This is a genomic window from Streptomyces sp. NPDC053541 (genome assembly GCF_044544705.1).
In the GTDB taxonomy this organism is placed as follows: Bacteria; Actinomycetota; Actinomycetes; order Streptomycetales; family Streptomycetaceae; genus Streptomyces.
On sequence record NZ_JBITXM010000003.1, the window covers coordinates 502,088 to 525,572 of the forward strand.

Annotated in this window: 18 protein-coding genes and 1 riboswitch; of the genes, 8 read left to right on the top strand and 10 right to left on the bottom strand. The window is 74.3% G+C overall.

Annotated features, from left to right (window positions below; all coding sequences use genetic code 11):
- Positions 1-77: 77 nt before the first annotated feature.
- Together ACIGW2_RS09465 and ACIGW2_RS09470 are read right to left on the bottom strand one after the other, a co-directional pair.
- On the bottom strand, positions 78-1,112 hold the full coding sequence (locus tag ACIGW2_RS09465) for an MASE1 domain-containing protein (protein ID WP_391651929.1): 1,035 nt from the start codon (positions 1,110-1,112) through the stop codon (positions 78-80).
- Between the two features lie 138 nt (positions 1,113-1,250).
- Complete coding sequence (locus ACIGW2_RS09470; RefSeq protein ID WP_356074377.1) at positions 1,251-2,093, bottom strand: PP2C family protein-serine/threonine phosphatase; 843 nt, start codon at positions 2,091-2,093, stop codon at positions 1,251-1,253.
- A 964-nt stretch (positions 2,094-3,057) separates the two neighbouring features.
- Between ACIGW2_RS09470 and ACIGW2_RS09475 the strand changes: the two genes are divergently transcribed.
- The 4 genes from ACIGW2_RS09475 to ACIGW2_RS09490 are packed head-to-tail and all read left to right on the top strand — an operon-like array spanning position 3,058 to position 7,314.
- A complete protein-coding gene (locus ACIGW2_RS09475; protein WP_399842734.1) occupies positions 3,058-3,813 on the top strand; it encodes a (5-formylfuran-3-yl)methyl phosphate synthase in 756 nt (251 codons plus the stop codon).
- 8 nt (positions 3,814-3,821) lie between these two features.
- Positions 3,822-5,231, top strand: coding sequence for an aldehyde dehydrogenase family protein (locus tag ACIGW2_RS09480; RefSeq protein ID WP_391651928.1), 1,410 nt, complete (start codon positions 3,822-3,824; stop codon positions 5,229-5,231).
- Positions 5,228-6,358 carry an NAD(P)-dependent alcohol dehydrogenase gene (locus tag ACIGW2_RS09485; protein WP_399842409.1) on the top strand — a complete coding sequence of 377 codons (1,131 nt, stop codon included), beginning with the start codon at positions 5,228-5,230 and terminating at the stop codon, positions 6,356-6,358. The genes ACIGW2_RS09480 and ACIGW2_RS09485 overlap by 4 nt, the downstream gene beginning before the upstream one ends.
- Positions 6,355-7,314: a class I SAM-dependent methyltransferase gene (locus ACIGW2_RS09490; RefSeq protein WP_399842411.1), complete on the top strand. Its 960-nt coding sequence runs from the start codon at positions 6,355-6,357 to the stop codon at positions 7,312-7,314. Before ACIGW2_RS09485 ends, ACIGW2_RS09490 begins: the two co-directional genes overlap by 4 nt.
- Before the next feature lie 70 nt (positions 7,315-7,384).
- Here ACIGW2_RS09490 and ACIGW2_RS09495 read toward each other — a convergent pair whose 3' ends face one another.
- Both ACIGW2_RS09495 and ACIGW2_RS09500 read right to left on the bottom strand, forming a co-directional pair.
- Entirely contained in the window at positions 7,385-7,918 is a 534-nt protein-coding gene (locus ACIGW2_RS09495; protein WP_399842414.1) for an EF-hand domain-containing protein, read from the bottom strand.
- 643 nt (positions 7,919-8,561) lie between these two features.
- Positions 8,562-9,212, bottom strand: a complete 651-nt coding sequence (locus tag ACIGW2_RS09500; RefSeq protein ID WP_399842417.1) for a hypothetical protein — start codon at positions 9,210-9,212, stop codon at positions 8,562-8,564.
- Positions 9,213-9,917: 705 nt separating this feature from the next.
- On the opposite strand from ACIGW2_RS09500, the gene ACIGW2_RS09505 reads away from it, so the two are divergent.
- On the top strand, positions 9,918-10,643 hold the full coding sequence (locus tag ACIGW2_RS09505; RefSeq protein WP_356074390.1) for a peptidylprolyl isomerase: 726 nt from the start codon (positions 9,918-9,920) through the stop codon (positions 10,641-10,643).
- Positions 10,644-11,143: 500 nt separating this feature from the next.
- Here ACIGW2_RS09505 and ACIGW2_RS09510 read toward each other — a convergent pair whose 3' ends face one another.
- Positions 11,144-12,667 (bottom strand): aldehyde dehydrogenase family protein, encoded by a 1,524-nt coding sequence (locus ACIGW2_RS09510; protein ID WP_391651923.1) that lies wholly within the window; start codon positions 12,665-12,667, stop codon positions 11,144-11,146.
- A gap of 45 nt (positions 12,668-12,712) precedes the next feature.
- Positions 12,713-14,002, bottom strand: a complete 1,290-nt coding sequence (locus tag ACIGW2_RS09515; protein ID WP_399842421.1) for a GAF domain-containing protein — start codon at positions 14,000-14,002, stop codon at positions 12,713-12,715.
- 143 nt (positions 14,003-14,145) lie between these two features.
- A riboswitch (ZMP/ZTP riboswitch) is annotated at positions 14,146-14,250 on the top strand.
- A 45-nt stretch (positions 14,251-14,295) separates the two neighbouring features.
- Here ACIGW2_RS09515 and ACIGW2_RS09520 point away from each other — a divergent pair.
- Both ACIGW2_RS09520 and ACIGW2_RS09525 read left to right on the top strand, forming a co-directional pair.
- Positions 14,296-15,159 (top strand): bifunctional 5,10-methylenetetrahydrofolate dehydrogenase/5,10-methenyltetrahydrofolate cyclohydrolase, encoded by an 864-nt coding sequence (locus ACIGW2_RS09520; protein WP_399842424.1) that lies wholly within the window; start codon positions 14,296-14,298, stop codon positions 15,157-15,159.
- A 162-nt stretch (positions 15,160-15,321) separates the two neighbouring features.
- On the top strand, positions 15,322-16,116 hold the full coding sequence (locus tag ACIGW2_RS09525) for a hypothetical protein (RefSeq protein WP_399842426.1): 795 nt from the start codon (positions 15,322-15,324) through the stop codon (positions 16,114-16,116).
- A gap of 46 nt (positions 16,117-16,162) precedes the next feature.
- Here ACIGW2_RS09525 and ACIGW2_RS09530 read toward each other — a convergent pair whose 3' ends face one another.
- Both ACIGW2_RS09530 and ACIGW2_RS09535 read right to left on the bottom strand, forming a co-directional pair.
- The gene (locus ACIGW2_RS09530) at positions 16,163-17,464 is read right to left on the bottom strand and encodes an SWF or SNF family helicase (RefSeq protein ID WP_399842429.1); all 1,302 of its coding nucleotides are present in this window, start codon (positions 17,462-17,464) and stop codon (positions 16,163-16,165) included.
- A 122-nt stretch (positions 17,465-17,586) separates the two neighbouring features.
- The gene (locus tag ACIGW2_RS09535; RefSeq protein WP_399842431.1) at positions 17,587-20,613 is read right to left on the bottom strand and encodes an SNF2-related protein; all 3,027 of its coding nucleotides are present in this window, start codon (positions 20,611-20,613) and stop codon (positions 17,587-17,589) included.
- A gap of 289 nt (positions 20,614-20,902) precedes the next feature.
- Here ACIGW2_RS09535 and ACIGW2_RS09540 point away from each other — a divergent pair, with 289 nt between their 5' ends.
- The gene (locus ACIGW2_RS09540) at positions 20,903-22,072 is read left to right on the top strand and encodes an acyl-CoA desaturase (protein WP_399842433.1); all 1,170 of its coding nucleotides are present in this window, start codon (positions 20,903-20,905) and stop codon (positions 22,070-22,072) included.
- Between the two features lie 73 nt (positions 22,073-22,145).
- Here ACIGW2_RS09540 and ACIGW2_RS09545 read toward each other — a convergent pair whose 3' ends face one another.
- Both ACIGW2_RS09545 and ACIGW2_RS09550 read right to left on the bottom strand, forming a co-directional pair.
- Positions 22,146-22,358, bottom strand: a complete 213-nt coding sequence (locus ACIGW2_RS09545) for a hypothetical protein (RefSeq protein WP_361576892.1) — start codon at positions 22,356-22,358, stop codon at positions 22,146-22,148.
- Positions 22,359-22,502: 144 nt separating this feature from the next.
- Positions 22,503-23,354, bottom strand: coding sequence for a hypothetical protein (locus tag ACIGW2_RS09550; protein ID WP_399842736.1), 852 nt, complete (start codon positions 23,352-23,354; stop codon positions 22,503-22,505).
- Positions 23,355-23,485 lie beyond the last annotated feature (131 nt).

Here is a 23,485-nt window from a genome sequence, read left to right on the forward strand (position 1 = left end):
GCCGGAATGGCGCGATCCGAGTGTTCGATAATCGACCAGAAGTGTGCCGCCCGGCATGCGGCCGCGGACGCGGAGGGTCATGGATCCCGGGGGCCGTCGGGTGGGGTCGCCCGGCCCTCGAAGAGTTCGGGCGTGGGCCCGGCGGGGGGACCCGGCGAGGGCTCGCCCGCCGCGAGGTGCTCCAGGACCTCCGCCAGTTCCTCGCAGGCGCGGCGCACCGAACGGCGGGTCGCGCGCTGCTCGGTGATGACGGAGGCGAGGAGCAGGGCGGTCAGGGCGGCGGAACCGTTGAACGTCTGGAGCTTGACCATGATCTCGACGTCCGACAGCTGTAAGAACGAGCCCCGGTCGGAGGTCGCCACGAAGGTGGCGAACACGGACGCGCAGAGCGCGCACAGCACGCTGCCGGCGAGCTGGAAGCGGAGCGCCGCCCAGACCAGCAGGGGGAAGACGAGGAAGAGCAGGCCCATCGGGCTGAGCACGGCCAGGGGCACGACGACCAGGGTCGTCAGCCCCAGAAGGGCCGCCTCCTTCCAGCGCCGTACCCGGAACCGTCCGGCCGGCCCCGCGAGTACGAGCAGGAGCGGAGCGACGAGCAGAACCCCCATCGTGTCGCCCGCCCACCAGGCCAGCCACACGGCCCAGAACTCGCTCTCGTCCAGGGAGCCCGTCACCACCTGTAGTCCGACCCCCGCGGTCGCGCTGATCAGCATGGCGCCGAACCCCCCGAGGAAGATCAGGGCGAGTCCGTCCCGGAGCCGGGCCATGTCGAGCCGGAAGCCGACCCGTCCGAGCAGCAGGAAGGCGCAGAGCGGCGCGACGGTGTTGCTCACCACGGTGACCGCTGTGGTGGGCCCGGGGGTGGTGAGGGAGGCGATGACCAGGAACGAGCCGAGGGCGATCCCGGGCCACACCCGCGCGCCGAACAGCAGCAGGGCGGCGACGGCGACGCCGGTGGGCGGCCAGATGGGGGTGGCCACCACGCCTTCGACGACGAGGCGGCCCAGCAGGCCGAGCCGTCCGGACGCGTAGTAGCAGGCCGCCACGGCCAGCGAGATCAGCGCCGCCTCGGTAAAGGGCCGGAACTGCCGAATAACGAACACGCCAGCCATGAGACACCGGCCGGGCCGCCACGGCCGGGTAAGGACGCCTGCGTGTCGGGCGCCGCCGTACGTCACGGGGTCCGGACCGCCCGGCGGAGTCCGGACCGGCCCGGGGTCCGGACCGGCCTTTGTCGGGGCGAGCCCCCTTCACCCCTCGGCGGTCGATCGGGCGGGGCCGCCGTCATGGCCGACGACGAGGACGGCCGCGTCGTCCTCGTGCCCCACCGTGGCCGCCAGCTTCATGACGGCGGTGGCGAGCGCGTCGACGTCCAGCCCGGCGACGGCGGTGATCCCGGCGAGCCGCGTCACCCGGTCCAGACCCTCGGTGACGTGCAGCGAGGGCCCCTCCACGACCCCGTCCGTCAGGAGGACGAAGACGCCGTCGGCGGTGAGCCGGTGGCGCGTGGCCGGGTACTCGACGTCGCGGAGCACACCGAGCGGAGGCCCGCCCTCGCTGTCGTCGATGCCGGAGCGGCCGTCGCTGGTGGCCCAGATGTGCGGGATGTGACCGGCCCGGGCGCACTCCAGGATGCCGGCGGAGGGGTCGAGCCGCAGGAACGTGCAGGTGGCGAAGAGGCTGGCGCCCAGGGAGATCAGCAGGTCGTTGGTGCGACCGAGCAGCTCTCCCGGGTCTCCGGTGACGGAGGCCAGCGCGCGCAGCGCGACGCGGACCTGCCCCATGAAGGCGGCGGCCTCGATGTTGTGCCCCTGCACGTCACCGATGGACATGCCGATCCGCCCGCCGGGCAGGGAGAAGGCGTCGTACCAGTCACCCCCGACGTTGAGCCCGTGGTTGGCGGGCTCGTAGCGGACGGCCAGCCGGGCGCCCGGAAAACTGGGCAGGTCCGACGGCAGCATGTCACGCTGCAGCGCCACGGCGAGCTCGACACGGGAACGCTGGGTCTCGGCCAACTCCCGGGCCTTGGCGGTCAGCGACCCGAGCCGGACCAGAAGATCCTCGCTGTTGTCGGCCGGCCGTCTGCGGAACATCGATCACTCCGACATCGCGACAATCCTCGTATCACTCCGTCCCGTCTCCAGCACGCGGGACCAAGGGGACTCCTCGGTACGAACAGGTCCCTACTCACTCTGCCCGCAGGGCACCACGCCCGCATCTCATCGCCCCCGCCCCTGCCCCCGGGCCCGAGGGCACCTGCCCGGGCCTGAACCCGGGCAGGCACCTTCCTTCGTGCCGCTAGAAGAACCCGAGCTTCTTCGGCGAACAGCTCACCAGCAGGTCTTCGTCTGCTGGTGGTACACGCCGCGCATGGCCGCTGACCAGCGGAAACGGCCAGGATAGGGCCAAGCTGCAGGCGGCTGGTCCGTGTAGGGCCCGGATCTTGGTCGGCGCGGAGTGGGTCCCTGACCGATGGCCCGTGGCGCGGCGAGCCGGCACACGAACGAGGGGCGGGCCGACAGGGCTCCCCGGAGCATGCCCGCGGGAGTGTCAGACTCGCGGCTGGTGCCTCACTGTGAGAACCCGGCCATTGGCCGGATGCCGGAGCAGGACCATGACGTGCGTGATGCTGCGGTGGACGTCGCTCACAGCCGGTCCTCCCTCCTGAGCCGGTCCAGGGTCCGCCGACCGGGCGGTGACCTCGTGATGGCCGCCCTTCGGAGCGGTGACGGACACGTCACCGGTCTCGCCGGACTTCCGCGGGACGGGGGCGGGCGACCCCGCGGGGGCCTTCCGTGCCTGGGGTGGGGGCAGACAGGGCCCCGGAGCGCACAAGTGGGCGTCGGGGGCGGTCGGCAGGGTCGGGCGTGCGCCTGCAGGCGCCGGTGCACAGCGGTGCACAGTGCATCATGAACGTGCCTTCACGCACCTCCCGTGAGCTCCGTGCGCCCTACCGGTGCCCGCGGAGCGGCGGAAAGGATGGGCACCCCGCACGTGAACCAGGTGATCCGCACCCCTGTCCTCGGTCAGGTGGACATGCGGCGGAAGGAGTTCATGGTGTTGCTTCTCATCTCCCCGGACGGTGTCGAGGAAGCCCTCGACTGCGCGAAGGCGGCGGAACACCTCGACATCGTGGACGTCAAGAAGCCCGACGAGGGCTCCCTGGGCGCCAACTTCCCCTGGGTCATCAGGGAGATCCGCGACGCGGTGCCGGCGGACAAACCGGTGTCCGCCACCGTGGGGGACGTGCCGTACAAGCCCGGCACGGTGGCGCAGGCCGCGCTCGGTGCGGTCGTGTCCGGCGCCACGTACGTCAAGGTCGGTCTGTACGGCTGTACGACTCCCGAGCAGGGCATCGAGGTCATGCGAGCGGTCGTCCGCGCGGTGAAGGACCACCGCCCCGAGGCGCTCGTCGTCGCCTCGGGCTATGCCGACGCCCACCGCATCGGCTGCGTCAACCCGCTCGCCCTGCCCGACATCGCCGCCCGAGCGGGTGCCGACGCGGCCATGCTGGACACCGCGATCAAGGACGGCACGCGGCTCTTCGACCACGTTCCGCCCGACTCCTGCGCCGAGTTCGTCCGGCGCGCCCACGCGTCCGGACTGCTCGCCGCCCTCGCGGGCAGCGTCAAGCGGGACGATCTCGGTCCGCTGACCCGCATCGGCACGGACATCGTGGGCGTGCGGGGAGCGGTCTGCGCGGGCGGCGACCGCAATGCCGGGAGGATCCAGCCGCATCTGGTCGCCGCCTTCCGCGCGGAGATGGACCGGCATGCCCGGGAGCACGCCGTCGGCACCCCGGCCGTGAACTGACCACCGGAATGCCGACACCGGAAGCCGCTCGTGTCCCCGGGCCGCGTGCCGCACGCCTCGCCGTCGTCGACCCGGCCACCGGGGAGCCGTTCGACGAGGCCCCCGACCAGAGGCCGGAGGAGCTGGACGAGGTGGTCGCCCGGGCCCGGCGGGCCTGGCACGGCTGGCGCTCCGACCCCGCCGCCCGTACGACTGCCCTGCGCGCCGCCGCCGACGCCGTGGAAACGGCCGGCGATGCCCTCGCCCGGCTGCTCACGCGCGAACAGGGCAAGCCCCTGGCCGAGTCGTACGCCGAGATCGCCCGTACGGGGGCCCGGCTGCGTTACTTCGCCGACCTGGCCCCCAGGACCCACCGCATCGACGACGGCCGACCCGTGCACAGCGAGGTCCGCTGGCGGTCCGTCGGGCCCGTCGCCGCGATCGTGCCGTGGAACTTCCCGATCCAGCTCGCGGCGGCGAAGATCGCGCCCGCGCTCGCGGCCGGCAACACCGTGGTCCTCAAACCGTCCCCCCACACCCCGCTCGCCACCCGGCTGCTCGGCTCCGTCCTCGCCACCGTCCTGCCCGACGACGTCCTGACCGTCGTCACCGGCCGTGAACCCCTCGGCGCCCGTCTCGCCGGTCACCCGGGCATCCGCCACGTCACCTTCACCGGCTCGGTGCCCACCGGTCGGGCCGTCGCCGAGGCCGCGGCGGCCTCGCTCGCCCGGGTCACCCTGGAACTGGGCGGCAACGACGCCGCCGTCCTCCTGGACGACGTCGGCGTCGACCGGATCGCGGACCGGCTGTTCTGGGCAGCGTTCCGCAACTGTGGACAGGTCTGCATGGCGGTCAAACGCGTCTACGCCCCCGCCCGGATCCACGCCGAGGTCGTCGAAGCCCTCGCCCAGCGCGCGAAGACCGTCGCGGTCGGATCCGGACTCGACCCGGACACCCGGATCGGTCCGGTCAACAACGCTCCCCAGCTGGCCCGGGTCGAGCAGGTCACGCGGCAGGCCCTGGCGGCCGGCGCCCGGGCCGCGGCCGGCGGCCGTCGACTCGACGGAGCGGGCTACTTCTTCGCTCCCACGATCCTCACCGACGTCCCGCCCGACAGCCCGGTGGTGACCGAGGAACAGTTCGGACCCGTCCTGCCGGTACTGCCGTACCGCAACCTCGACGAGGCACTCACCGCGGCCAACGGCACCGGCTTCGGCCTCGGCGGCTCCGTCTGGGGCACCGATCTCGACCGGGCCGAGGCGGTGGCCGACCGGCTCGAATGCGGGACGGCCTGGATCAACCACCACGCCGAACTCTCCCTCGGCCAGCCCTTCGCGGGAGCCAAGGACAGCGGCGTCGGTGTCGCGGGCGGACCGTGGGGCCTCTACGGCAACCTGCGGCCGTTCGTCGTCCATCGCCCGTGGGAGGAGGAGACGTGACGAGGAGGTTCCAGGCGGCCGTACTGCGCTCGTACGAGGACCCGTTCACGGTCGAGGAAGTGGCCCTGTGCACGGAGCCCGGCCCGGGCGAGATCCTCGTCGAGATCGCGGGAGCGGGGATGTGCCGAACCGATCTCGCGGTACGCCGATCGGCGGGCCGCAGCCCGCTGCCGGCGGTCCTCGGCCACGAGGGAGCAGGGGTCGTGGTGGCGACCGGCGGCGACCCCGCCGACGGGCTCGCCGTCGGCGACCACGCCGTCCTGAGCTTCGACTCCTGCGGACACTGCGGGAACTGCCGCGCCGCCTCCCCCGCCTACTGCGACTCCTTCGCCTCCCTCAATCTCTTCGGCGGGCGCGAGGAGGAACCACCACGGCTCACCGACGCGACCGGAAGAGCGCTGGCTCCACGGTGGTTCGGCCAGTCCTCCTTCGCCGCGTACGCGCTCGTCCCGGCCCGCAACGCCGTACGGGTCGACCCGGCCCTGCCACTCGAACTGCTCGGGCCGCTCGGCTGCGGCTTCCTCACCGGTGCCGGAGCCGTACTGAACACCTTCGCGGCAGGACCCGGCGACACCCTCGTGGTCCTCGGCGCGGGAGCAGTGGGACTGGCCGCCGTGATGGCGGCCACCGCCGCCGGCACGCGGACGGTGGCCGTCGACCGGCAACCCGAGCGCCTCGATCTGGCCGAACGGTTCGGCGCGACCCCGCTGGCCGCCGGAACGCGCGGACTGGCCGAACGGATCCGGCGACTGACCGACGGCGGAGCCCAGTACGCCCTCGACACCACGGCCTCGGCCCCACTCATCAACGACGCGCTCCGAGCACTGCGCCCCACCGGCGCCCTCGGCCTCGTGGCACGCCTCCACACCCCACTGCCGCTCGAACCGGGCACGCTCGACCGGGGCCGAAGCATCCGCCACATCTGCGAGGGTGACGCGGTACCCGGTCTGCTGATACCCCGGCTGATCGGGCTGTGGCAGGCCGGCCGCTTCCCCTTCGACCAGCTGATCCGCACCTACCCGCTGGCCGACATCAACGAGGCCGAACGCGACTGTGACGGCGGGCGCGTGGTCAAACCCGTCCTGCTGCCGGAAAGACCGGAAAGACCGGAAAGAGGAGAGCGATGAGCGAGGCCTTCACCACCGAGGAGTCCGCCCGTCCCGCCACCGGAGGAGACGGGGCCGCGACAGCGGCTCGGCAGGCCGACGCGGAGGGCGTGGACGGCGGGGTGGGGCTGACCGCGCTCCTGGTCGCCGCGGCCCGGGCGATCGAGACCCACCGCCGCGACAGCCTCGCCCAGGACGTCCACGCCGAACACTTCGTGCGCGCGGCCGCGGCGTGCGCGGACTGGCCGGTACGCATCGGGCAGGTTCCGGAAGGGGACGAGAACCCGCTGTGGGGCAGGTTCGCCCGCTACTTCGGGCTGCGGACCCGGGTCCTCGACGACTTCGTGCTCGGGTCGGTACACGACGGCGCCCGACAAGTCGTCCTGTTGGGAGCGGGGTTGGACACGCGTGCCTTCCGCCTCGACCTGCCGTCCGACTGCGTGGTCTTCGAGATCGACAGGGCGGGTGTGCTGGCCTTCAAGCGGCAGGTGCTCACGGACCTGTCGGCCGCCCCGAGGGCGAAGCGCGTCCCCGTACCGGTCGACCTGCGCGAGGACTGGGCGACGGCGCTGACCTCCGCCGGCTTCGACCCGGCCGTACCGAGCGTCTGGCTGGCCGAGGGGCTGCTCTTCTACCTGCCGGGGCCCGTCGAGACGCACCTCATCGACACGGTGGACCGGCTGACCACCGGGGGCAGCGCCCTGGCCTTCGAGGCCAAACTGGAGAAGGACCTGCTGGCGTACCGCGACAGCGCGATCTACACGGCGACGCGGGAGCAGATCGGCATCGATCTGCTCGACCTCTTCGACCTGGGACCGCGCCCCGACTCGGCGGGGCACCTGACGGCCCGGGGATGGTCCACGTCGACCCGCACGCCCTTTGACTTCAGCCGCCGGCACGGACGCGGTCCCCTTCCCGAGGCGAACGACGCCTTGGAGGGGAACCGGTGGGTCTTCGCCCACAAGCCCGGGCCGTGACGCCCGGCGATCCGACGCCCGTCCCGGGGCGGCCGGCGCCGCCCCGGGACGGGCGCGTGACCGGGCAGTGTCAGACGGCCGGAGCGCCCACCAGCCGGTCACCGGGAATCCCGGCCAGGTCCGGCGCGTAGTAGTCCTCGATGCCGGTCGCCCACGTGGCCACGGTGATGCGGTCCTCGGCGTCGGGGCCGAAGGCGTCGAAGAGCGCGTGGATGTTCGCCTCTTCGAAGCCGATCGCCGTCATCAGCGACAGGAAGAGCGGGCGCTCGATCAGGCCGTCTCCGTCCGGGTCGCCGAGTGCGGAGAGTGCCTCGGCGAACTGGCTGACCGTGGGGCCGAAACGCTGGGGGTCGAGCACGAAGGGGCGGAACTCGTCGAGGGTGACCACGCCGTCGCCGTTGGCGTCCAGCTCGGTGGCCAGAGTCGTCCACCACTGGCGGAACGCCTTCCGGATGGCCTCCTTGGCACCGGCGTCCGATGCGACCGCCGCCTCCAGGACGCGTCCCGTCATGAGGTCGAAGTCGTCGGAGTCGATGACTCCGTTGCCGTTGGCGTCGAAGAGGGAGAAGACCAACTCGACTCGCTTGGCGGCCTCGGTACGCATGTTCGTCACCTGTCTCGTGATGTGGCCCGTCGGTCCGGACCCGGCTCAGTGAGTGCTCCTGCACAACCGTGCTGGGAAAGAGCCGTGACGGTGAGGCGGTCGCCGCTACCGGAAGGAGTGAGTTCTCCGACCATCAGTCCGATCTGCACGGACCGGGCACCGCCGACAACCGCGTGGGCCGGCGGTCCGCGGCATGCGCGGGATTCGGGACGGCTCGGGACGCGCCTCTGGCGCCCGACGGCCCGTCAGCCGCCCAGGAGAGGCGCCGGTCCCCTCGATGTACGCGAAGGGGAGCAGGCCGGCTCCGTCGCCTTCCGGGCGCTCGGGACGGGGCGCGGGACCGATTTCTCACAGCCGGGCCGGCGCTCCACGTCAGGGTGCGTCAGAAAGGGGGCGCCGCCGCCGTCCGCCTGGCCGGCCAAGGCATCGACCAGGCCAAGAGAATCGTCGGGCGCAAGCGGCACATCGTCACCGACGCGGGGACTCCTGCCGGCCGTGACCGTCTCCGCCGCCGGCGTCCACGACTCCGCCGCCGACACCCCACTCCCGGCCAGAGTCCGCCGGCAACACCCCGCCATCACCAAGGCCCGGGCCGGCAGTCGGTGGGCACTCCCGGCCGGGGAGAGCCACGGGCGGTTCGGGGTCAGCCGCTGCCCGAGCCGACCGAGGCCGAACCACCAGAAGTCCAGCCGGAGTGGGACCGAGGCCGATCGCGCGTGCTGCGCTCGGTGCGCAGCACCACCATGACCCCCGCCGGTCCGAGCAGCGCCTTCAACGCGGCGGTGAGCCGCTGCGGGTCGCCGCCGAACGGGAGCATGAGGCGCTCCCGGGTGCCCTGTAGGGCGAGTTCCAGCGTGAGGGTGGAGACGGCCGGCTTGTAGTCCCCCTGGTACGGCTCCACCACCTTGTGCGTCAGCCACACCTGGCCCAGGGCCTCGACGGGCAGCCAGGCGTCCGGCCCGGCGGCCCGGACCAGCCGCAGGGACGCGGGCACCCCGGCCGGTGTGAACTCCACCCGCAGGATGTCCCGGGCCCGGGACGAGGCCAGCACCGGCCAACCGATCAGGTACTCCAGCCCGACGATGACCCCCACCACCACGAACACGGTCGACGCCCGCGCTCCGGCCAGCGCCATCCAGAAGGCGACGATCAGGGTCGGCACGCCCAAGGCGAGGGGAACGAGCAGCGCCGGCCCCGCCGAGGTCAGCGCGTTCCACACCGGCCCGGTCGGGCCGGCGCGCAGGACCAGCTCCGTCGAATCGGGGCCTTGTCTCAGCGCTGGATCGGTGGCCATGCCTCCAGCGTAGGACCGGTCCGCAAGAAGGCATCGACCATATCCGGCCGATGGGACGGGGCTTCTGACGGCCCCGTAGCCCGCCGCCGACGGGCGCTGTGAGCTCCCGGGGATCGAACCACGGGTCGGGCCACTGCTCGGCGGCCACCATCAGCGGGGTAGGCGGAAGGCGCTCTTCCGGGCTGACCTGTCTACGCGCTCGACCTCGTGGATCCCGCGCCCTGTCGCCCGCCGGCCCGGAACAGCGCCGCGATCAGCACCAGATGCCTCCCGTGTTGTTGTGCGTTCGGGACCGGCTCCTGGCAAGTTCAGCCGGCGCCCGGCGAACGGGATGACCCGTAGCTGGGCATGGCTCCGGAAGGAGGGTCTGCGCCTGCGGCGGGATGGGTCGGCTGCGCCATGGCTCCGTCGGGGACGGGTCTGAGGCGCGGAGCGCTAGGCGAGTGCTGGATATGTGCCGACCCGGACCGACGGCGGCGCCTTCCCGGGCCCCGCGACAGGGCACCGTTGTTCCCCTCACTCGCGGGTATTCCACGTTGCCGTCGATTCGGTACGGACTCCAGCGGTCCCGGAGAGGCCAACGTCTCGCCTGAATGACGGGGCTCTGGTCACGCCGATCGGCCGGAAATCCCACTCCCGCAGGCCACGCCACGCCCTAGACTGCGACCGCTCCAAGACCTGGAGATCATCAGGAGGGCGTGCAGGATGAGACGAGCGCTGATCAGTGCATTCGCGGCCGCGGCGTTGGTGATGTCCGGGGGGAGTGTCGCCACCGCTTCCGACAGCGCTCCACCGCGCACCACGCACGGTCCCTGCCAGTACACCCAGACCCCGGACGAGCCGCCGGCGCGCAATGTTCCGCTGCCGCCCGACCCACGGCGCACCCCTGCTCATGGCACGGTCGACTTGGCTGTTCCGACCAGTCAGGGCCCGCTTCCGCTGCGCTTGGACCGGGCCAAGGCGCCGTGCACGGTCCAGAGTTTCCTGCACCTGACGCGGCACGGTTTCTACGACCGTACGGTGTGCCACCGCCTGACGGCGTACCCGACGCTGAAGGTCTTGCAGTGCGGCGACCCGACCGGCACCGGTGAGGGCGGGCCCGGGTACAAGTACAAGGACGAACTGCCGGTGGACCTGCCGCCCGCAGCCACCGATCCCACGGGCGCGCGCCGGCTCTACGGGCGCGGCCTGCTGGCGATGGCCAACGCCGGCCCGAACACGAACGGCTCACAGTTCTTCGTCGTCTACGGCGACTCCGCACTGCGACCGAACTACACGGTGTTCGGCACGGTCGGCCCCGCCGGTCTGGCGACACTCGACAAGGTCGCCGCCGGAGGCATCGAGCCGACCGCGGAGAACCCGGCACCGGTCGACGGCACACCCGTACTGCGGACCGAGCTGCTCCACGTCCGGCCGTCCTGCCGGCACTGACGCACCGCGATGTCGCCGCGTCCACGATGAACATGCCTGACGGCGTGCGGGGTCGGCTTGCGGCGACACTCGAATACCCAGTGAGTCCCTGGCTCCTCCATGGAGTCGGATCGATCGCGTCGCCTTCGCGTCACCTCCGGGTCGACAGCAGGCCCTGGTCCTCGATCCGGTTCAGTGGTGTATGCCGCTCGGTTCCGTGTCCGCCTCTGTCGTTGTCTGAGGCGGCTCGCCGATGAGCTGCCGGCCGCCGCCGCGACGGCCCGGGCCGTCGCGGCGGCGGCTGCTGCGTTCCGTCGCCGCCCGTGACGCCGTCGCCTTCTACGAGCGGGAGGGCTGGGCCCCCGGTAAGGCTCAACCTGTCGGGCGGATATCCACACCCGGACTGTTCCCCTCTCCAGTGAAATCCGGGAGTTTTGGTGTGGAGGTGACCTCTCCTCGCCTGGGGCGAACGAGAGGTGCCTGACGGGTGGAAGACCAGGTCCGGCGCCTTCTTCGTGCCTCTAGAAGAACCCGAGCTTCTTGGGACTGTAACTCTGCAGGATGTTCTTCGTCTGCTGGTAGTGCTCCAGCATCATCTTGTGCGTCTCCCGGCCCACCCCCGACTGCTTGTAGCCGCCGAAGGCGGCGTGCGCCGGGTAGGCGTGGTAGCAGTTGGTCCAGACGCGGCCCGCCTGGATCGCGCGGCCCGCGCGGTAGGCGGTGGTGGTGTCGCGGGTCCAGACGCCGGCGCCGAGGCCGTAGAGGGTGTCGTTCGCGGTGCGGACGGCGTCGTCGAGGTCGGCGAAGGAGGTGACGGCGACGACGGGGCCGAAGATCTCCTCCTGGAAGACGCGCATCCGGTTGTCGCCCTCGAAGATGGTGGGCTCGACGTAGAAGCCGCCCGCCAGCTCGCCTCCGTGCTCGACGCGCTGACCGCCCGTCAGGACCTTGGCGCCCTCCTGCCGGCCGATCTCCAGGTAGGAGAGGATCTTGGCGAGCTGGTCGGCGGAGGCCTGGGCGCCGATCATGGTGGCGGTGTCCAGGGGGTGGCCCGGCACGATGGCCTCCGTGCGGGTGATCGCCGCCTGGAGGAAGTCGTGGTAGTGGCCGCGCTGCACGAGGGCGCGGGACGGGCAGGTGCAGACCTCGCCCTGGTTCAGGGCGAACATGGTGAAGCCCTCCAGGGCCTTGTCGCGGAAGTCGTCGTCCGCCGCCGACACGTCGTCGAAGAAGATGTTCGGCGACTTGCCGCCCAGCTCCAGCGTGACCGGCTTCAGGTTCTGCGCCGCATAGCCCATGATCAGCCGGCCCGTGCCCGTCTCGCCGGTGAAGGCGATCTTCGCGACCCGCGGCGAGGAGGCGAGCGGCTTCCCGGCCTCCTCGCCGAAGCCGTTGACGATGTTCACCACGCCCGGCGGCAGCAGATCGGCCACCAGGCTCATCCAGTAGTGCACGGACACCGGCGTCTGCTCGGCGGGCTTGAGGACGACCGCGTTGCCCGCGGCCAGCGCCGGCGCCAGCTTCCACACCGCCATCAGGATCGGGAAGTTCCACGGGATGATCTGCGCGACCACCCCCAGCGGCTCGTGGAAGTGGTACGCCACGGTGTCCTCGTCGATCTCGCTCAGCGCGCCCTCCTGCGCCCGCAGCGCCCCCGCGAAGTAGCGGAAGTGGTCGATGGCGAGCGGGATGTCGGCGGCCAGGGTCTCCCGGACCGGCTTGCCGTTCTCCCAGCTCTCCGCGACCGCCAGCGCCTCCAACGAGGCCTCCATCCGGTCGGCGATCCGCAGCAGCACCTGCGCCCGCTCGGCCGGCGCCGTCCGTCCCCAGGCCGGGGCCGCCGCGTGCGCCGCGTCCAGGGCCCGCTCCACGTCCTCCGCCGAGCCGCGGGCCACCTCCGTGAACGGCTTGCCGTCGACCGGGCTCGGGTTCTCGAAGTACCGGCCGTCCGCCGGGGCCACGTACTCCCCGCCGATCCAGTGGTCGTAGCGGCTCGCGTAGGACATCAGCGAACCCTCGGTGCCGGGTGCGGCGTAACGGGTCATGGGCGGGACCTCCCTCGGACCGCGCCGGCCGCCCTCGGCCGGCGTTCACCGCCGATGCTGCGCGCCCCGACGTTGCAACCCCGTTGCACCCGCCGACAGTTCCGCGTCCAGGGCGGCGAGCCGCGCCCGTACCGCGGGCGCCTGCGCCGCCGGCACGGCCGAGGCGAGCGCCCGCCACACCACCACGTCGTCCTCGCCCCACGCGCTGTACGCCCAGTCCGCGAGCAGCCCCGGATCACCCCGGTCCACCAGGGCCGCCCGCAGCCGCCCGGCCAGCCGCTCCCGCAGCCGTACCACCCCCGGAGCGCACGAGGACGGCAGCAGCGGGCCCGCGTACGCGCCGAGCGCCGTCGCCACCGCGCCCGAGGACAGCCGCCGGTCCACCACGGCGAAGTCCGCGTCGACCTCGGCCGTCAGACGGTACGGACGCGAGGCGAGCAGCTCCGGACCGAGCAGGCCCCGCAGCCGGGACAGCTCCGCCCGCAGCGTGACCGGGGTGACCGACTCGTCCTCGTACAGCAGCGTGAGCAGCTCGTCACCGGACAGGCCCTCCGGGCGGTGCGCCAGGAGCACCAGCAGCTCGCTGTGCCGGCGGCCGAGCCGCAGCCGCCGCCCCGCCGCCTGCCACAGCGCCTCGTCCCGGCCGAGCGCGGTGAGCCGCGGCCGCCGGCCCGCCGCGGCGGGGGAGACCAGGGCCAGCTGCGACTCCGCCGCCCGCGCCACCGCCTGTACGAACGCCAGGCTGTGCGGATGCGCGAGGCCGGCACCGCCGGTGATGTCCACCGCGCCCAGCAGCCGCCCGGAGTGCGGGTCGTGCACCGGTGCCGCCGCGCAGGTCCACGCCTGCACCGGGCGCCGGAAGTGCTCCGCCGCGCACACCTGCACCGGCCGGTCCACCGCCATGGCCGTCCCCGGCGCGTTCGTCCCCGCCGCCGCCTCCGACCAGCGCGCCCCGGCGACGAAGTTCATGCCCTGCGCCCGCCGCAGCGTCCGGGGATGCCCCTCCACCCACAGCATCCGGCCCGCCGCGTCGCACACGGCGAGCAGATGCTCCCCGTCCCGCGCGTACGCCCCCATCAGCTCCCGCACCACCGGCATCGCCGCCGCCAGCGGATGCCCCTCCCGGTGCCCGGCCAGCTCCTCCTCGTCCAGCTCCACCCGCGCCGCGCCGTCCGGGCTCACCCGCGCCCGCGCCGAGCGCCGCCACGACTCCGCGACCAGCGGCCGCACCGGCGGACCGCCCGGCGGCGCCGCGAGCGGGCCCCCGGCCGTGAAGGCCTCGTGCGCCCGCCGCACCGCCGCACCGTCCCGCCCGGGCACCGCCGCATCGCTCAACTCGGCCTCCCCGTCGAGGTCGTCCGCTCCGTGCCCGCCATCGTCACGCGCGCCCGCCCCGCGGACAAGCGTCCGGAGCGCACCGAACGGAACCGCCTCCGCGCCCTGGCCGACCGCCGCCGCCCTGGCGTCCCGTAAAGTGGTCCGCGGGCCGTGACTGGCGCTTGAGGTGGATCACCACCGGGGAGCGGCCCGGCGGACGCGCACCCCGCGCGACCGTGCCGCTGCCGTGCGCCTGGGCGATCAACCGACGAACCGGTCGAACGATCAACGACGACGCTCAGGAGTGGCCCATGTCCACCAGCACCGCACGCCTCATGGACGGCACCGCGCTCGCCCGCCGCACGGTCGAGGAGACCGCCGCCCGCGCCGCCGAGATCACCCGCCGCACCGGCACCACCCCCTGCCTCGCCACCGTCCTCGTCGGCGCCGACCCGGCCTCCGTCACGTACGTGAAGATGAAGCAGAACCGCTGCGCCAAGGCCGGGATCCGCTCCCAGCACGTCGAACTCCCCGCCGAGACCACCACCGAGGAGCTCGTCGCCGCCATCGCCGCGCTCTCTTCCGACCCCGAGGTGCACGGCATCCTGCTCCAGCACCCGGTCGGCCCGCACATCGACGAGCGCGCCGCCTTCGAGGCCATCGCCCCGGAGAAGGACGTCGACGGCGTCACCATGGCCTCCTTCGCCGCCATGGGCTTCGGCCTGCCCGGCTTCGTGTCCTGCACCCCCGGCGGCATCATGCGGCTGCTCGACGCGTACGACGTCGAGCTGAGCGGCAAGCGGGCCGTCGTCGTCGGCCGCAGCGCCATCCTCGGCAAGCCGGCCGGCCTGCTGCTCCTCGGCCGCGACGCCACCGTCACCTACTGCCACTCCCGCACCGCCGACCTCTCCGCCGCCGTCCGCGAGGCCGACGTCCTGGTCGCCGCCGTCGGCAAGCCGCAGTTCATCAAGGGCGAGGACATCAAGCCCGGCGCCGTCGTCATCGACGCCGGCTACAACCCGGGCAACGTCGGCGACGTCGACTTCGACAGCGCCGCCGAGCGCGCCTCCCTCATCACCCCCGTCCCCGGCGGCGTCGGCCCCATGACCATCGCCGTCCTGCTCGCCCAGACCGTCGACGCCGCCGAGCGCCAGCTCGGCCTCGTCACGGGCTGAACGGCACATACCGAACGGACCGGGACCCTTGGGGAGCAAGGCGGCGCGGAGCCGCGGCGCGGGTGACGGCCACGCCGCGGGATTGTCACGGTTCTGTACGAGCGCCGCCCGACCCACCGGTAACGGTCGCCCCGTGGACCCGGCCGGGTGACCCTGGATCCCATGCTCCACCCGCCGACGGACACCCCGTCCCGCGACGCCCGGCCGCCCAGACGGCCGGGCGCCGTCGTCCTGCCGGTCGCCGCGCTCGCGGCCGTCCTGGCGCTCTCCGTCGCCGTCACCGCACGCGGCGGAACCACCGGCACGGCCGCCGACGGACCCGCCCGCGGCACCGCGGCCGGCCCCGCCACCCCCGCCCGCGCGATGCCCGGCGCCACCACCGCCCCGCCGGCCGGCACCGCCTCCGGCAGGTCCGGCAGGCGGCCCGCCGCGCGCACCCCCGAACCCACGCCGACCCGCGGCACCCGCCCCTCCGCCGTGCCCGGCACGGACCGCGACCGCCCCGCGCACCCGGCCGCCACCCGCTCGCCCGCCCCTACCGCGCGCACCACCGCGACCGCGAGCCCCCGGCCCCGTACCACGGCGGCCCGCCGCACCGCCGCGCCCGCGCCCCGCCCGTACGACACGCTGCGCGTGGGCGACTGCTTCGACATCGACCGGGACGCGCCCGGGACCGTCGTGCCCCGCGCCTGCGACACCCCGCACGACGCCGAACTCGTCGCCCGGCTCCGCCTCACCGGCCGGTACGCGGACGAGGAGGCCGTACGGGACGCGGCGGCCGCCCTGTGCCGGGCGCCGCTGCGCGCCAGAGCCGCCGCCCAGCCCCTCGGCACCCGCTGGACCACCTTCGTCCAGTACCCGTACCTCACCAGCTATCTGCTCGGCGAGGACACCGTCGCCTGCAGCCTGGCCGCCCCCTCGGACAGCGGGCAGAAGCTCACCGCCCCGCTGAGGTGAAGCCGCCGACCTGAAGCCGCGGGGCGACACCCGGCGGCCTCGTGGGTCAGGCCGGTTCCTCCGCCCCGGCCAGCGCCGCCGCGGGGTCCGGGTCCGGCGGGCCCGCCGGGGACCAGCCGGCGGACGTCTCGCGATACGGCCACCAGCGGCCGTCCTCGCCCAGACGCAGCTCAAGCCCCGCTCCCTCCACGGCCCAGCGGGCCGGGCCCGACGCGTGGAGCACGGGGCGGTCCTCGGCCTCCCAGGCCTCCGCGAGCCGGGTCTCGGCCCGGCGCAGCGCCTCCGGGCCGGGGGTCCACTCCTCGCCGAGGACCGCGAGACCGGCCCGGCCGCCGGCACGCCAGGCCCGGACCGCCAGGTCGAGCTCGGCACGCGAACGGCCCGAGCCGCTCGCCAGCCGGGCGGCCAGCCAGGACGGCGGGGAGCAGGCCGCGAGCCGCACCGCGTCCTGCTCCGGCGTCAGCGCCGGCTCGTCGAACGCCGCCGCCCCGCTGAGCAGCCGGTGGGCACGGGCCGCCGCGTCCGCCGCCAGGAACTCCAGGGCCGCCGGGTCGAGACCCGGCTCCGGCTCGGTCTCGGTGTCCAGGGACGGCGGTTCGCCCGGCTCCGCAGCCGGAACCGGCGGCGCGGGCAGCGGCGGCAGGATCCCGCCCGCGGCGAACGCCTCCGCCGCCGACACCCCCGTCCGCCCGCCGGTACGGAGCTCCGCACCGTCCTCGGTGCCGCGCCCGTCCGCCGGACCGGCGAGCCGCGCCGCGCTGCGCTCCTGCAGCGCCTCGATCACCGCCCGCTCCCCGCGCCCCCGCATCAGCAGCAGCACGAACGGGTCCTGGTCCAGCAGCCGCGCCACCTGGTAGCACAGGGCCGCGGTGTGCGGGCAGTGGTCCCAGGCCTCGCAGCCGCACTCCGGCTCCAGGTCGCCGATGCCCGGCAGCAGGTCGAGCCCGGCCGCCGCCGCGTCCTCCACCAGGTGCGGCGGCATCTCGCGGTCGAGCAGCGCCGCGATGTGCCCGGCGCTGTCCACGGCCAGGTCGACCAGGGTGTCCCACGCGTCCTCGGACAGCTCCTGGAGCAGCACGTCGCTGCGGTACGCCGTGCCGTCCCGGTCCTGCACCACGGCCGTGATCCGGCCGGGCCGCACCGACACCGCGCCGACCGCCCCGGCCCGCGCGTGCTGCCGGCCGCGCTTCAGCTGCGCACCGTCGAGCGCCGTGTCCTCCAGGGCCTTCAGCCACGCCCGGCCCCACCAGGTGCGGGCGAACGCCCCGCTCCCGGCGGGCGGCAGGGCCGCGAAGGTCCGCTCCTCGCCGCCCCGCCCCGTGTCCCCGCTCGTGCGTCCCGTGCTCATGTGCCCCTTTCCGTGGCCGGAATCGTGGTCGTAGCCATGCTGATGCCCACGACCGCGGTCGTCGTGCTCGTGCCCGTGCTCGTGCTCGTGCTCATGGTCCGGGTGCCGCAGGTCGGGGGCGCTCACCGGGCTCCCTCCGACTCGCCGCGCAGCCGCACCAGTTCGGCCAGCTCGGCGTCGGTCAGCTCGGTGAGCGCCGCCTCGCCCGCGCCGAGGACCGCGTCGGCGAGGGCGCGCTTGCGCTCCAGCATGGCCGCGATGCGGTCCTCGACCGTGCCCTCGGCGACCAGCCGGTGCACCTGCACCGGCCGGGTCTGCCCGATCCGGTACGCGCGGTCGGTTGCCTGGGCCTCGACCGCCGGGTTCCACCAGCGGTCGTAGTGCACGACGTGCTCGGCCCGGGTGAGGTTGAGGCCGGTGCCCGCCGCCTTCAGGGACAGCAGGAAGACCGGCACCTCGCCCGCCTGGAAGCGCCCGACCATCGCCTCGCGCTCGGCGACCGGCGTGCCGCCGTGCAGGAACTGCGTCGGTACCCCGCGGGCCGCCAGGTGCTCCTCCAGGAGCCGTGCCATGGACACGTACTGCGTGAAGACGAGCACGCTCGCCCCCTCCGCCAGGATCGTGTCGAGGAGCTCGTCGAGCAGCTCCAGCTTGCCGGAGCGCCCCTCGACGCGCGGGCGCTCCTCCTTCAGGTACTGCGCCGGGTGGTTGCAGATCTGCTTGAGCCCGGTGAGCAGCTTCACCACGAGCCCGCGCCGCTCCATGCCGTCCGCCTCGGCGATGGCCGCGAGCGTCTCGCGCACCACCGCCTCGTAGAGCCCGGTCTGCTCCGCCGTGAGCGCCACGGCGTGATCGGTCTCCGTCTTCGGCGGCAGCTCCGGCGCGATGCCCGGGTCGGACTTGCGCCGGCGCAGCAGGAACGGGCGCACCAGCGCGGCGAGCCGGGCCGCCGCGGCCGGATCGCCGCCGCCCTCGACGGCGGAGGCGTACCGCGTGCGGAAGGCACCGAGGCCGCCGAGCAGCCCCGGTGTGGTCCAGTCGAGGATCGCCCACAGCTCGGAGAGGTTGTTCTCGACCGGCGTGCCGGACAGCGCGACCCGCGCCCGCGAACCGATGGTGCGCAGCGCCCGCGCGGTCGCCGAGTACGGGTTCTTGACGTGCTGGGCCTCGTCCGCGACCACCAGCCCCCACGACTTCCCGGCGAGCCGGGCCGCGTCGAGCCGCATCGTGCCGTACGTGGTGAGGACGAAGCCGTCGTCGGCGAGTCCGTCCAGCGAGCGCGCCGGGCCGTGGAACCGCCGTACGGGCGTGCCGGGCGCGAACCGCTCGATCTCGCGCTGCCAGTTGCCCATCAGCGAGGTCGGGCAGACGACCAGCGTCGGGCCCGCGGTGTCCGGGTCGGTCTGCCGGTGCAGATGGAGCGCGATGAGGGTGATCGTCTTGCCCAGGCCCATGTCGTCGGCGAGACAGCCGCCGAGGCCGAGCGAGGTCATCCGCTCCAGCCAGCGCAGTCCGCGCAGCTGGTAGTCGCGCAGCGTCGCGGCGAGCGCGGCGGGCTGGGCGAGTTCGCGGTCGCCGCCCTCGGGGTCGGCCAGCCGTTCCCGCAGCCGTTCGAGCGCGCCGGCCGCCCGGACCTCGAACCGGCGTCCGTCGATCTCGGTGCTGCCGGTGAGGACCGCGCCGAGCGCGTCGACCGGCGTCAGCTTGTGGTCCCTGCCTTCCCGGGCCCGCCGCAGCTCCTCGGGGTCGACGAGCACCCACTGGTCGCGCAGCCGCACCAGCGGCCGGCCCGCCTCGGCGAGCCGGTCCAGCTCGGCGCGGGTGAGCTCGTGGTCGCCGATCGCGTAGCGCCAGTTGAAGGCCAGCAGCGCGTCCGCGGACAGGAAGGACGGCAGCGCGTCGCCGTCGCGTCGGCCGCCGCCGCCCGGGCGGGCCGCCTCGGTCGGGTCGGCGGCCTCGTCCGGCAGGCCGATCACGGCGTGGGCGGTGAGCCGGTGGGCGAGGTCGCGCGGCCAGTGCACCCGTACGCCGGTGGCTGCGAGCGCCCGGGCGGCGGGGCCGAGGAGTTCGGCGATCTCCTCGTCGTCCAGGTCGACGGCGTCCGGCACCGCGGCCGTCAGCAGCCGCCCGAGCGGGGGCCAGGCGCGGGCCGCCCGGCGCAGCGCCAGCAGCGCGTCCATCCGGTCGCGCGGACCGAACGCGCGGGCACCCGCGCCGCCCGGGCCCGTCGGGGCCGTGCCCGCCCAGACGTCCGCCGCGTCCGCGACGAGCGCCGGGTCGGCCACCGCGTGCAGTTGGAGCACGGCGCGGAACGACGGGACCTCGTCCGGTGCCTGCTCCGGCCGGCCGGACGTCGTCCACTCGACGCGCAGCGAGAGGCGCACGCCCGCGTCGTGCCCGGCGGCCACGTCCGCCGCCCAGGCACGCTGCTCGGGCAGCGCCACCGGCTCCGCCCGCGTCTCCTCGGCGGCGAAGGCCGGACCGCCCGCGAGCAGCGGGGCGGCCGGGGTGCGCGGCAGCGCGTCCGCGACGGCGTCGGCGAACGCCCGCAGCAGCTCCTCGGGTTCGGGAAGCAGCGGCTCGTCGTCGGGGTCCTCGGCGGGGAGCGGTACGGCGTGGGCCGAGGGCGGCATCGAGGCGGCGAGGTCGCGCAGCGCGCCGATCTCCTCGGCGCCCAGCGGGCCGACCCGCCAGGCGTCCAGGTCACCTGCGGTGAGCCCGGGCAGCAGCAGGCCCCGCGCGACCAGGTCCAGCGCGAAGAGGGTGGCCGCGCCCCAGAACGCCGCCGAGGGCGAGACCGCCGCGGTGGTCCGGTTGCCGTCGGCGGCCTCGGTGAGGTCCGCGCGGGACCGCGCCCGGACGAGCAGCGGCAGCGCCTCCCGCACGGGCAGCAGGAGCGCGGGCACGGTCAGCGGCCGCACCTCGCCGTCGACGAGGTGGACGACGTCGAGCAGGACCCGTTCCGCGTGTGGGCCCACGACCGACGGATCGTCGGGCAGCCCGTCGGGGAGCGCGTCGGGGGACCAGAAGGCGACCCGGCCCGCGCGCGGCGGCTCGGAGGGAAGGAACAGGGTGGACCAGCGGGCGAGTTCGCCCGGTTCGGCGAACGGGATCGAGGACGAAGGCGACTGCGACGGAGACTGCGACAACGCATTCCTCAAATTTGACTACCAGGGTCGGAGTCGCCGAGGGTACCCCACCGAACCGCCCTCACGCGCACCTGCAGAGAGTGATCCCCGTCACATGTCCCTGGGTGCACCGAAGGCAGACCCGCTCCTCGGTGGGGAAGACCCCACCCCCGCCCCCGGGTCCGCCCCCGAAGAGGTCCGGGTGGTGCCGCCATGGCCGCGGACGATCACCGATCCGTACGTTTCTGGACAGCCGACGCGGCCCGCGCGACGGCCCTTCCACGGACCTCAACGGACCCCGGAGACCGCCATGGCCCAGGCCCTCGCCCCCCTTGCCGCGCCCAACCCGCCACCGAAGCAGCCGCAGTCACGACAGTCACCGAAGTCACCGAAGTCACCGAAGCCGCCGACCGCCGCAGGGCACGCGCCGCGCTCCCCGCGCCCGCCGTCCGGCAGCGAGTTCACGCCCCTGCTGCGCACCGTCAAGGAGCACGGCCTGCTCGACCGGCGCCCCGGCTGGTACGCCCGCGACATGGCCGTCACCGTGCTCGCTCTCGCCGCGGTCTTCGTCGGCCTCGCCCTCCTCGGCCCGTCCTGGTGGGCGCTGTTCCTCGCACTGCCGCTCGCCCTGTTCTCCGCCCGCGCCGCCTTCCTCGGCCACGACGCCGGCCACGCCCAGATCACCGGCAACCGCCGGCTCGGCCGCGCGGTCCAGCTCGTGCACGCCAACCTGCTCCTCGGCATGAGCCGCGAATGGTGGAACGACAAGCACAACCGCCACCACGCCCACCCCAACCACCTGGACAAGGACCCGGACGTCGCCGCCGACGTGCTGGTCTTCGCCGCCCACCAGACCACCGGCCGCACCGGCCTGCGCCGCTGGCTCACCCGCCACCAGGCCTGGCTCTTCTTCCCGCTGACCACCCTGGAGGGCATCGCGCTCAAGGTGTACGGCGTGCGGGCGCTGCTCGCGCCCGAGGGCCCGTACCGGACCCGGCGCGAGCGCCTCCTGGAGGGCGGCCTGCTCCTCGCCCACCTCACCGGCTACACCGCGCTGCTGCTGACCCTGCTCAGCCCGCTCCAGGCCCTCGTCTTCGCGCTGCTCCACCAGATGCTGCTCGGCGTCCACCTCGGCATGGCCTTCGCCCCCAACCACAAGGGCATGGAGATGCCCGACGCCCACCCGGACGGAGACTCCTGGGGCCATCTGCGCCGCCAGGTCCTCACCTCCCGCAACATCCGCGGCGGCCGGCTCACCGACTGGTTCCTCGGCGGTCTCAACTACCAGGTCGAGCACCACCTCTTCCCCAGCATGCCGCGCCCGCACCTGCGCCTCGCCCAGCCCGCCGTCCGCGCGCACTGCCACGCGCTCGGCATCCCGTACACCGAGACCGGATTCCTCGACTCCTACCGCCAGGCCCTCGGCCACCTCCACGAGGTCGGCGCCCCGCTGCGCGCCGAAGGCGGTTCCGCGGCCTGACGGGGCGACGCCGGCGACCCCTTCACGGCCCGGCCGCCTCCGAGGTCCCGTCCTGGTCCGCCGGGGCCGGAGCCTACGCCGCCTCGTACTCGTGGGCGCGGCCGCCCTGCCACTCGACCCAGTGAGGGTCGTCGAGCAGGTCCCAGGCGTCCGGGAGGCCCGCCCGGCGCAGGAACTCGACCACGTCCGCGTCCTTGTGGGCCAGGCCGACGATCGTCCCTTTGACGGTGACCCGGCGCCCGCCGGTGGGGCTCAGGCGATGGACCACGATGGGCGACTTGCTCATACGACCAGCCTGCGCCCGGGCGGGGCCCCGGGCACCCCGGGGAGCGGTTCCGGCGCCCGGACCCGCGGCTCCTCCGATCGGCCGGCCCCCGGGCCTGCGGGGCGCTCTACCCGCGCGAGGTGCCCCGACCGGGTCCGGCCGGTCTCAGCTCGGCCGTACGGCCATCTCGTCGAGCGCCTTCAGCAGGGCCGGCAGCCTGGGGCCGGGCGTCACGGGAAGGACCCGGTGCGGTTCCTCGTCGAGGAGCACGAAGGCCATGTCGCCGGTGCGGGCCGTCAGCGACCAGCCGGGGCCGTCCGCGCGCAGCGTCCGGGACTCGCCGTCGGCGAAGCTGGACCGCACCCGCCCGACCGGCGGCGGCTGCTCGACGTACCCCTCCAGCTCGGCGAGGACGCGTCGCACTCCGGTGGGCGGCGCGTTCTCGGCGCCCGCGTTCCCCTCCTCGCCCTCGACGGCCGCCTCGGCCGGGGTTCCGGCGGGGGCCGTGTCGTCGTCCGTCCCCTCGTCGATCCGCCCGCGCCACTCGGCCCACTGCACGGCCACCATGTCCGCGCCGAGGCGGCGCTGGGCCGGGCCCCAGCGGTCGCCGGCGGGCGGGGCGAGCGGCTCAGGGGCGCCGTCCTCGGGCGCGGGGTCGTGCGGCGCGGGCAGTCCGGGCGCGGCGGTGGCGACGGCGAGCGGCCAGCCGGGCAGCGCGCACACCACCGAGCGCTCGTCGGGGGAGAGGTCGTACTCCATGCCGCAGTCCCAGGAGGCGATGGCGACCGCGACCAGCGAGACGTCGTCGACGACCACGGTCCACCGCGCGCCGCTGCCGTCCTGTCCGAGGACCAGGCCGTAGCCCTCGGCGTACGGTTCGAGGCGCAGCGCCGCGCAGGCCGCCGGGTAGTCGTCGCCGAGGACGGTGGGGAACTGCGCGGGCGTGAGCAGCGCCGCCGTCAGCACGTACAGCGCGTCGTCGTCCTCGGTCGTGACGACGTCCGGCGTACCGGTCACGGCGGATTCCGTTTCGGCCACGTCAGCCTCCCCATCTGGTGTCGGCGCACCCTAACCAGTGAGTAACCCGCGCGTCGAGAGCCCGGGACGCCCCGGTACGGCGCCGGGCGCGCCGCCCGGCCGGGGGCTGC

Coding starts and splice junctions, on each gene's coding strand:
- ACIGW2_RS09465 (WP_391651929.1), bottom strand. CDS start 1,112: ATGGCTGGCGTGTTCGTTATTCGGCAGTTCCGGCCCTTTACCGAGGCG.
- ACIGW2_RS09470 (WP_356074377.1), bottom strand. CDS start 2,093: ATGTTCCGCAGACGGCCGGCCGACAACAGCGAGGATCTTCTGGTCCGG.
- ACIGW2_RS09480 (WP_391651928.1), top strand. CDS start 3,822: ATGCCGACACCGGAAGCCGCTCGTGTCCCCGGGCCGCGTGCCGCACGC.
- ACIGW2_RS09490 (WP_399842411.1), top strand. CDS start 6,355: ATGAGCGAGGCCTTCACCACCGAGGAGTCCGCCCGTCCCGCCACCGGA.
- ACIGW2_RS09495 (WP_399842414.1), bottom strand. CDS start 7,918: ATGCGTACCGAGGCCGCCAAGCGAGTCGAGTTGGTCTTCTCCCTCTTC.
- ACIGW2_RS09500 (WP_399842417.1), bottom strand. CDS start 9,212: ATGGCCACCGATCCAGCGCTGAGACAAGGCCCCGATTCGACGGAGCTG.
- ACIGW2_RS09505 (WP_356074390.1), top strand. CDS start 9,918: ATGAGACGAGCGCTGATCAGTGCATTCGCGGCCGCGGCGTTGGTGATG.
- ACIGW2_RS09510 (WP_391651923.1), bottom strand. CDS start 12,667: ATGACCCGTTACGCCGCACCCGGCACCGAGGGTTCGCTGATGTCCTAC.
- ACIGW2_RS09520 (WP_399842424.1), top strand. CDS start 14,296: ATGTCCACCAGCACCGCACGCCTCATGGACGGCACCGCGCTCGCCCGC.
- ACIGW2_RS09525 (WP_399842426.1), top strand. CDS start 15,322: ATGCTCCACCCGCCGACGGACACCCCGTCCCGCGACGCCCGGCCGCCC.
- ACIGW2_RS09530 (WP_399842429.1), bottom strand. CDS start 17,464: ATGAGCACGGGACGCACGAGCGGGGACACGGGGCGGGGCGGCGAGGAG.
- ACIGW2_RS09540 (WP_399842433.1), top strand. CDS start 20,903: ATGGCCCAGGCCCTCGCCCCCCTTGCCGCGCCCAACCCGCCACCGAAG.
- ACIGW2_RS09545 (WP_361576892.1), bottom strand. CDS start 22,358: ATGAGCAAGTCGCCCATCGTGGTCCATCGCCTGAGCCCCACCGGCGGG.